Source organism: Anaerotaenia torta (assembly GCF_050433395.1).
Classification (GTDB): Bacteria; Bacillota; Clostridia; order Lachnospirales; family Lachnospiraceae; genus Mobilitalea; species Mobilitalea torta.
The window spans coordinates 237,219-244,897 of the sequence record NZ_JBNPXH010000009.1; the positions used below are offsets into that span (position 1 = coordinate 237,219).

A 7,679-nucleotide genomic window follows, 5' to 3' on the forward strand; every position below is an offset into this window, starting at 1 on the left:
TCTAATAACTGCTCATAGGATCAAAATCAAATTGTAAACTACAGCCTGCAAAGTGCTCCGAGTAAGTATAATACCCTTCCAGATAATTTTTCACCCCCACCAACTGCTGATAGCTGCCAGCCTTGATATAAATTACCATTCTGTATATATCATTAGCCTTAGCCAAAGCAGCCGGAGCCGGCCCGATCAGCTGTGCGTCAGGCATCTCCTGCTCCAGATACAGCTTCAGCGCCTCTGCCAGATGTCCTGCCGCCCGCTGCGCCTTCTCCTCCTCCTTGGAGGAAACCAGAATTAAAAGCATATGGGAGACCGGAGGATACTGCATCAGCCTGCGGTACAGTATCTCCTGCTGGTAAAACGTCTCATAATCCCCCTCCGCTGCCGTAACAATGCTGTAATGCTCCGGATGATAGGTCTGGATTACCACCTCTCCCGGAAGCACATCCCTGCCGGCTCTGCCCGCTGCCTGGCACAGCAGCTGGAAGGTTCTTTCGCTGGCGCGGTAGTCTCCGGCATAGAGGGAGAGATCCGCCGCGATAATTCCCACCAGGGTTACCCGCGGAAAATCATGTCCCTTGACAATCATTTGGGTCCCCACCAGAATATCCGCCTGATGCTTTGCAAAGGCGGACAGGATCGCTTCATGATCGCCCTTATTTCTTGTGGTATCCGTATCCATCCGCAGCACCCTGGCTCCGGGAAATTCCTTTCTTACCAGCTCTTCCACCTTCTGCGTTCCTGTCCCAAAGGCGGCAATATATTTGGAACCGCAGTCCGGGCACAGCCGGGGCTGCGGCTGGGTATACCCGCAGTAATGACATACCAGGCTTCCGCCGTTGTGGGAGGTAAGAGACACATCACAATGGGGGCATTTCATCACATAGCCGCAGCTCCGGCAGGAGACAAAGCCCGCATAGCCCCGGCGGTTCAAAAACAGCATAATCTGTTCCTTTTTATTCAGGCGGTCCAGCATCAGCTCTCTCAGCTTACTGCTGAAAATCGATTTATTCTTCTGCTTCAGTTCTTCCCTGAGATCCGCGATCCACACCGCAGGGGGCTGCGCCTCCTTCGCCCGCTTCGTCAGCCGGTAGAGCTTGAGTTCCCCGCTCTTCGCCCGCAGATAAGTCTCCGCCGAAGGGGTTGCCGAACCCAGAACCACCGAACTGTCCGTAAGTCCGGCCCGTTTCATGGCTACCTGGGCGGCATGGTATTTGGGAGTGGTCTCACTCTTATAGCTGGTCTCATGTTCTTCATCAATAATAATCAGTCCCAAGCCGGGAAACGGAGTAAACAGCGCGGAACGCGGGCCGATCATAATATCAATCTCCCCGTTTCTGGCCCTTACACTCTGATCATAGCGTTCCCCCTGGGACATCCTGGAATTCATAATAGAGATACGGTCACCAAAACGCCGATAGAATCTCTGCACCGTCTGGTAGGTCAGAGCAATCTCAGGAATCAGCAGGATCACCTGTTTTCCCCGGCTGACCACATGGGCAATCATCTCCATGTATACTTCCGTCTTCCCGCTTCCGGTAACCCCGTGAATGAGATAACCGCCCCGAAGCCCGCTGTCATAATCCCTGCAAAAATCCTCGACAATAAATTGCTGTTCCTCATTTAAGCTGACCGGCGGCTGCACTCCTCCCTGTCCTGCCACGGGATTGCGGTAGATCTGCTCCGATACGGTCCGGGTCACTCCCTGCTTTTCCATCCCCTGAATGGTAGCCCTGGAAATGCTCAGCTCGTTCAGCGCCACCTCATAATCCAGCACCCGTTCCTGCAGCAGGGCTCCCAGCAGACGCAATCTGGCGGTATTATTCTTTCTCTGATATTCAAAATACAGCCGGTTGGCCTGCTCCGGGTCCAGCAGCAGCTCTATTCTTCTCTGCTCCTTTATTTTAACCGCCTTCCGAACCGGAATTACGGTCTTCAGAGCATCATTCATGGTTCCTCCGAAGTTCTCCTTAATCCAGTAAGCGAGATAGATCAGATGGCTTTCGATCACCGGCGCATCCGTAACCACCTGGCAGACAGGCTTAATCAGCTCTGCCCGCAGCTTCGGCTCCCCGGACAGTCCTACAATATATCCCCGAAGCTGACGGTTCCCCTTTCCGAAGGGCACCTCCACCAGGGCACCAATCACCGCCTGGGAAAGTATCCCGTCAGGAATTCCGTACTGATAGGTTTTATCCAGATTTTCATGGGAAATATCAATGATGATATCAGCATAGCTTTGGTAAAACATATCCGCCTCCAAGATCCCTTTATCACAATAGTTTCTGTTTCCTGCATTCCTCCGCCGCGTCACGGATCAGCTCCCGGTCATCCATAGGATGCTTCACACCTCTGATTTCCTGATAATCCTCATGTCCCTTACCGGCAATCACAATAATATCCCTATCCTGGGCATGTTCAATCCCGTAGCGGATCGCTTCCTTCCGGTCCGTAATTTCCACATATCTGCCCGGAGCCTTCTTCACACCCTCAATAATATCCCGGATAATATCCTCCGGCTCCTCAAAGCGTGGATTATCCAAGGTCACAATCGTAAAGTCCGCCAATCTGGAGGACACCTCTCCCATCTCAAAACGCCGGCTTCTGGAGCGGTTTCCTCCGCAGCCGAAGATGCATACCAGCCTTCCGGGATGATATTCCTTCAGGGTGGTCAGCAGGCTTTCCAGGCTCATGGCATTGTGTGCATAGTCCAGCATCACGCTGAACCGCTCCGATACCGGCACCAATTCCACCCTTCCCCTGACATGGACATTTCCCAGCGCCCTGGTAATCTCCTCATTGCTCACGCCAAAATGCCTGCACAGGGAAATGGCGCACAGGGAGTTATACACATTAAACTTTCCGGGAATATTCATCCGTACGTCAAGCTGGAGCTTCCCCTCGGTCCGGTATTCAATTCCGAGAAAGCCCGGTTCCTGAAGCAATCTCACTCCCACCGCCCGAATATCCGCCTGCTCCGCGAACCCAAAGGTCTCCACCTGGCAGGTATGCCCCTCTAAAATCTCCTGAACATGAGCATCATCCGCATTCATAAGCCCCAGCCTGCACTGGGAAAAGAGCTTGCTCTTGCTCCTTAAATAATCCTGAAAATCCGTATGCTCCGCACCGCCGATATGATCCTCGCCAAGATTGGTAAAGATACCATAATCATAGGTAAATCCGGCCACCCGGTTCATCTTCAGGCCTTGGGAGGACACCTCCATCACCACGCAGTCACAGCCCTCTTCCACCATCCGGGCAAAGGTCTCCTGAATCGTATAGGATTCCGGTGTCGTATTATTAGCCGGAATAGCGGTGTCGCCGATGACCGTTTCAATGGTTCCCATCAGCCCCACCTTCTTCCCGGTGTTCTCCAGAATGGATTTAATCATATATGTAGTCGTAGTCTTTCCCTTTGTGCCCGTAATTCCGATGGTAGTAAGCTTCTCTGCCGGATGCCCGAAATAAGCTGCCGACATAAAAGCCAGAGCCAATCTCGTATCCTCTACCCGGATCACCGTGACATCCGGGGGCAGCTCCAGCTCCTGTTCTGCTACGATGGCAACAGCCCCCTGTTTTACCGCTTCATCCGCAAAAGCATGCCCGTCATATACCGCCCCCGCGATACAGACAAAGACGCATCCCTTTGCAATTCTTCTGGAATCATAAACCAATTCCGTTACCGTCCGGTTATCATCTCCCTGAACACAGGTATATTCCAATTGCTCCATCAGCTGTTTTAAAATCATACTCCCGTCCTCCTTACCATGCAGGTCCTCGATTTATTATTATATTGCATCATACTTTCGTTGCATAGGTCTTCACCACACCTATAATTATAGGCGAATTATCCTGTTTGTAAAGAAAAAAGATAAGAGGGCCGATCCCTTACTCCTCCAAAAAACCTTTGACTCGGATCCTTTTCCCATCCGTCCAGACAGAGACCGCCCCTGCCTCAGGGGTGCTTTTCACCCTGCATTCCGCCTCCTTCAACCGCTCCAGCAGCTCCTTATGAGGATGCCCGTACCGGTTTCTGCGTCCGCAGGAGATCAGGGCATATCCCGGTCGGATGATTTCCAGCAGTTCCTCCGGGGTAGAATTCCTGGAGCCATGATGAGCCACCTTCATTAGGGTTATGATTTTGATACAATTAAACGATGAACCCCCTTAAGGCAAAAAAATGCACACCCTACGGTATAACGATACCGCACAGTGTGCATTTTTACGAACATTCTGTAAATCAAATTTTTATGCTATTATTCATTTTCTAGCTGTATCTCATTCAATTTTCTAAATGTCTCAATAAGTAAAGGCAATATTTCTCTTTTATTCATTTTAGCATATCCCATAATAGCTTTTACCCTAGATTTAAATCCTACTTTTAACTTTATTAATTTAATTTCTTGCTCATTATATCTATCTATATAATTTAATACATACAACCAGAAGCTCTCTGACAATAAATAATCTCTAAGTTTATTTCTTTGTTCTATTACATCCGCAAACCTATATGCTTCCTCATAATAAGAATTGAAAATCCAAAATAATTCTTGATGTGGGTCTACATAACCTATATATCCTATCTTATGTTTAATAACATTACCATTTAACGAATTTAATAGTCTTTCAAAGACATTCTTGCCCTTTCTATTCTCCTTAAAAGAAAATTCAAGCCAGCTTAATGTTTTCTGAACATATTCTATTGCTTGATTTGTATCTGAATGATGTTTTAACAGATGTATAACATATTGCAAATCTAAGATAAGCTCATATGAAACTTTTTCAAGTTCGTCTACCTCGAAATAAGCTCTCCCATGAGCAATTTTATTTCTTATTATATTGTTAAAGTAAAATTTAAAATAAAGTGCTGCTTCTTCAATTCCCATTTTTGTGTCATTTTTTGATAATTTGCTTTTTAAATCGTCCTTATCAAATAAATCAAATTGCCCATCTAGTCTCTCTTGAATATGTGCATCAACGAACATATCATTAAAAAGTCCCTCAATCTGGACGACAACTAAATTGGTAAATACAATATAATTTTTTGATTCAAATACTTGGATAATTGAATTTAAAATATGTTTTCGATTCTGAATACAGTACATACTTTCAACTTGTTCTTTTATAAACTCAATCACATGATACTCTTCTATAAATTTTTTAAGAGTATTAGAATATTCCTCTGTATTTTTTGTTTTCATTGAAATCCAAGTGTCACTATCTAACAATCTACTTGCCTTTTCTTTGCATATACGTAACAACTCATCCGTATTGTTCCAATACTCTCCATTATAATTAATATTAAAAAATGCTTCAATATCATCATTAAACTTGCGCATTTTAATCATAAAAAATGGTTTAAATATAGATTTTGTAGCGTTCTTCCAAGCTTCTAGGCTTCTTTCATAGTCTGAAAAGTCACTTTTATATTCTTTTGTTACTCCATCATCCTTTGCCAACTCCAATGCTATTTTTTTTAATTCATAATTTAATTCATCACCAGTCTTCATAAAAATTGAATCGCTAAAATATCTCTCGATTTTTTCTTTTGCATAAGACAGCATTTCTCTATAAACATAATTTCTTTGTATATCATCATCTAAACTATTATACTCATCTTCAATTTTTTTTAAATCTTTTAGAAGACTCTTATTTCCAGCATTTCGCTCGTGTAACTTCTTTTGCTTTTTTATTAACTCACCACATAGTTGAGGATTTTCATTATCTATTCTTATTAAACTATTAATATATTCAATCTTCTCTTCTATTTCTCCTAAAACTAAAGTATACTTAGTTCTTATCTCATCAAATTTATTCCTAAGTTGATGATATTCGTCTACAGGATACGTTTTTAAATCCACTATTTTTTGACTTAATAGTATACATACTTCTTCATATGTAGCGGCTAAATATTGTTCTTTATCATATGATGCAGTTTTACATATTATTTTTTTTAAAATTTCATAATTAATATTTTCTATATTTTCTAATAGTGTATTTATAATCAAGTCACCTATTATGTAAAAATCTTTTACCTGAAAAATCTTATCATAGTATACCCATACATTATTATCATTGAGATAATTCATAATTTTAAAATATATTTCACGTTCTTCCATTTTACTAACCCCTTTCTCATCATGTATTTATGATTTTCAATATCTTTTCTATTTCAAAGGCCTAAAGTCTTATTGATTATATTACATCTGATAATATTTTACAATCTAAACACAAAAGCTTGATACCAGATGCAAAGCAAAGACCGACTTGGCTTTCCAAGTCGGCTATGGTATTTTACTATACTCTATGCTTTTATTTCTATACCATTTTTGAAAGTAATACGAATATCTTCCTTATTATAAACTGTGATGAAATCTACAAGACTATTCCAAAGACTCTTATCAAATACATCTATAATACTTTCCTTTTTATCTAGTCTTTTAATAAAGTCCTTCAATATTTCAGCCTTTGCATTCTTCTTATCTATCTTATCCGATGCCTTATCATACTCTTCTTTTTTTGAATCATATCGAATAACCAGTTCATTATATCGTCTATGGTAATTCTCTTGATCTTGCACTATGCTAGCATTTTCCGTAATACAATTCTGCATCAGCTCCACCAATACCCTAATTTCTTCTTCTAAGATAGTTATTTGTTGATTCAAACTTTCTGTATTACAAATGGTTTTTAACATTAATTGTACATTAGCAATAACCTCTTCCTTTTCGGATATCAGTTGATTGACCGCTTTGATAAAAGCTTCCTTGGCTATTTCTTCTGTTATATGTGGTGTTTTACACTTCTTCTCATTATTGAATTTTTGATTGCAGCGATATATGACCTTACGATACTTGTCATTGGAGTGCCATACCTTAGCACCATACCAACTGCCGCACTCTCCACATTTGATTTTCGATGCAAATAATCCAACACCACTGTATCTATTCTTCGCTTTGACTCGTTTCATAATCTCTACCTGTACTAAGTCAAATGTGGTTGGTTCTATGATTGCTTCGTGATTATTTTCCACATAATACTGAGGAACTTCACCCTCGTTCTTTTTCATCTTCTTGCTAAGAAAGTCTACAGTATAGTACTTCTGTAAAAGTGCGTCTCCCTTATATTTCTCATTCGTAAGGATGTTTTCCACAGTCTTTGCATGCCATTTTTTCTGACCTCCAGGTGTCTCCGCTCCAATTTCCATTAGCCTGGTAGAAATTTTATAGTAGGACATTCCTTCAAGAAAACATTTATAAATATATTTTACGATCTTAGCTTGTTCTTCATTTACTACAAACCCACCATTGGGGCCTCTGTCATAACCAAGAAACCTTTTATAGGCTACACTTGCTTTACCGTCTGCAAAACGCTTCCTTTGCCCCCAAGTGGTATTCTCTGAAATGCTTCGGCTTTCCTCCTGTGCCAAGGAAGACATGATTGTAATAAGAAGTTCCCCTTTTGCATCAAGCGTCCAAATATTTTCTTTCTCAAAATATATCTCTACACCCTTTTCCTTTAATTTTCTTACTGTTGTAAGACTGTCTACCGTATTTCGTGCAAATCGACTAACCGATTTAGTTATGATGTTGTCCGGCAAATTAGGAGATACAGCAATCAGCACTTTATTTTAACCTGAATTCGGTGTAGGGCATCATTGATCGTCACTTTATCCGATACAG

At 42.2% G+C, this 7,679-nt stretch carries 5 protein-coding genes; all 5 read right to left on the bottom strand.

Going from position 1 to position 7,679, the window contains the following annotated elements:
- Position 1: 1 nt before the first annotated feature.
- The gene (gene priA, locus HNQ56_RS15920) at positions 2-2,248 is read right to left on the bottom strand and encodes a replication restart helicase PriA (RefSeq protein WP_429148307.1); all 2,247 of its coding nucleotides are present in this window, start codon (positions 2,246-2,248) and stop codon (positions 2-4) included.
- Between the two features lie 22 nt (positions 2,249-2,270).
- Positions 2,271-3,746 (bottom strand): UDP-N-acetylmuramoyl-L-alanyl-D-glutamate--2,6-diaminopimelate ligase, encoded by a 1,476-nt coding sequence (locus HNQ56_RS15925; RefSeq protein ID WP_429148310.1) that lies wholly within the window; start codon positions 3,744-3,746, stop codon positions 2,271-2,273.
- A 139-nt stretch (positions 3,747-3,885) separates the two neighbouring features.
- Complete coding sequence (locus HNQ56_RS15930; protein ID WP_429148313.1) at positions 3,886-4,125, bottom strand: ComEC/Rec2 family competence protein; 240 nt, start codon at positions 4,123-4,125, stop codon at positions 3,886-3,888.
- A gap of 128 nt (positions 4,126-4,253) precedes the next feature.
- Positions 4,254-6,116, bottom strand: a complete 1,863-nt coding sequence (locus tag HNQ56_RS15935; RefSeq protein WP_429148315.1) for a hypothetical protein — start codon at positions 6,114-6,116, stop codon at positions 4,254-4,256.
- A 185-nt stretch (positions 6,117-6,301) separates the two neighbouring features.
- Entirely contained in the window at positions 6,302-7,621 is a 1,320-nt protein-coding gene (locus tag HNQ56_RS15940) for a recombinase family protein (RefSeq protein ID WP_429148318.1), read from the bottom strand.
- Positions 7,622-7,679: the final 58 nt, after the last annotated feature.